The organism is Streptomyces sp. NPDC040410 (genome assembly GCF_055595715.1).
This window is the reverse complement of sequence record NZ_JBVIVK010000060.1, coordinates 2,117-3,815: the sequence shown is the minus strand read 5'-3', so window position 1 is coordinate 3,815 and position 1,699 is coordinate 2,117. Positions and strand designations below refer to the sequence as shown.

At 67.1% G+C, this 1,699-nt stretch carries 2 protein-coding genes; both read left to right on the top strand.

Annotation, left to right across the window (positions count from 1 at the left end):
* A partial coding sequence (locus ACZ562_RS38215) for a DeoR/GlpR family DNA-binding transcription regulator (protein WP_471189302.1) occupies positions 1 to 387 on the top strand: 387 nt, incomplete at its 5' end.
* A gap of 148 nt (positions 388 to 535) precedes the next feature.
* A partial coding sequence (locus ACZ562_RS38210) for an ABC transporter substrate-binding protein (RefSeq protein ID WP_471189300.1) occupies positions 536 to 1,699 on the top strand: 1,164 nt, incomplete at its 3' end.

The following is a 1,699-nucleotide window of genomic DNA, read 5'->3' as shown; positions in this document are numbered from 1 at the left end:
ACCGCCGCAGCGGTGGCGGAAACCTCCCAGGCCACTGTGCTGCTGCTCGGTGGCAAGGTACGCGGCCGCACCCAGGCCACCGTCGGATCCTGGGCGACTCAGATGCTCTCCAGCTTCGTCATCGACCTGGCGATCCTGGGCGCCAACGGCATCTCCCGCGACGCCGGACTCACCACCCCCGACCCGGTGGTGGCCGACGTCAAGACCCAAGCTGTGCGCTGCTCCCGCCGCCGGGTATTAGTCGGAATCCACACCAAGTTCGGCGCTCAGAGCTTCTGCCGGTTCGCCAGGATCGACGACTTCGAGACCATCATCACCGACACGGGCCTGCCCGCCGGCGAAGCCCAGCGCTACACGCTGCTCGGACCCATGGTCCTCCGAGTCTGATCCCCCTCACCCGAGCCGCCCACCCCTGAGGCTCACCCTGCCCAAGCTGCTCCATGTCCACGCCCGTGCCCCCGCGGAGCCCGCCCTCACCTTGTCGTTCCCCGAGAAAGGCCCACCCATGCACGACAGACTGTCCAGAGCCAGAGTGATGACCGCGGCCCTGACCGGCCTCACCTGCACCGCCCTGCTCGCCGGCTGCGCCGGCGCCGGCGGCGACGAGGGCGACGGCGGCAAGACCGTGAACGTGCTCATGGTCAACAACCCGCAGATGATCGACCTGCAGAAGCTGACCAAGGACCACTTCACCAAGGAGACCGGTATCAAGGTCAACTTCACGGTGCTGCCGGAGAACGAGGTGCGGGACAAGATCACGCAGGATGTCGCGACGCAGGCCGGCACCTACGACGTGGTCACGGTCGGCGCTTACGAGGTCCCTCTCTGGGCGAAGAACAACTGGCTCTCACCGCTGGACAACACGGTCGCCAAGGACGCTTCCTTCAAGCAGGACGACGTCTTCAAGTCCATGACGGACGGACTGCGAGGGGAAGACGGCAAGCTGTACGCCGAGCCGTTCTACGGCGAGTCGTCCTTCCTCATGTACCGCAAGGACGTCTTCAAGGACAAGGGCCTGACCATGCCGGACCGCCCGACCTGGAAGCAGGTCATCGACCTGGCCGCCAAGGCTGACGGCGCCAAGGAGGGCATGAAGGGCATCTGCCTGCGAGGCAAGCCGGGTTGGGGTGAGCTCGGAGCCGCGCTGACCACCATGGTCAACACCGAGGGCGGCACCTGGTTCACCAAGGACTGGCAGGCCCAGGTCAACGGCAAGGGCTTCACCAAGGCGGCCAAGCAGTACGTCGATCTCGTCCGCAAGCACGGTGAGGCGGGCGCTCCGCAGGCCGGGTTCGCCGAGTGCCTGAACAACTTCACGCAGGAAAAGACCGCCATGTGGATGGACGCCACGTCGGCAGCGGGTCTGCTGGAGGACCCCAAGTCCCCGGTCGCGGGCAAGGTCGGCTACGCCCAGGCCCCGGTGAGCGAAACCAAGGGCTCGGGGTGGCTGTGGACGTGGGCCCTTGCGCAGCCGAAGGCGGGCAAGCACCAGGACGCCGGAGCCGAGTTCGTCAAGTGGGCCGCGAGCCAGGAGTACGAGAAGCTCGTCGGTGAGAAGCTCGGCTGGGCGAGGGTCCCGGCCGGCAAGCGGGAGTCGACCTACAGCAACCCTGAGTACCAGAAGGCCGCGGGCCCGTTCTACCAGGCCACGCTGACCGCCATCAGCGAGGCCGACCCGCGCAACCCCGGTACCCAACCT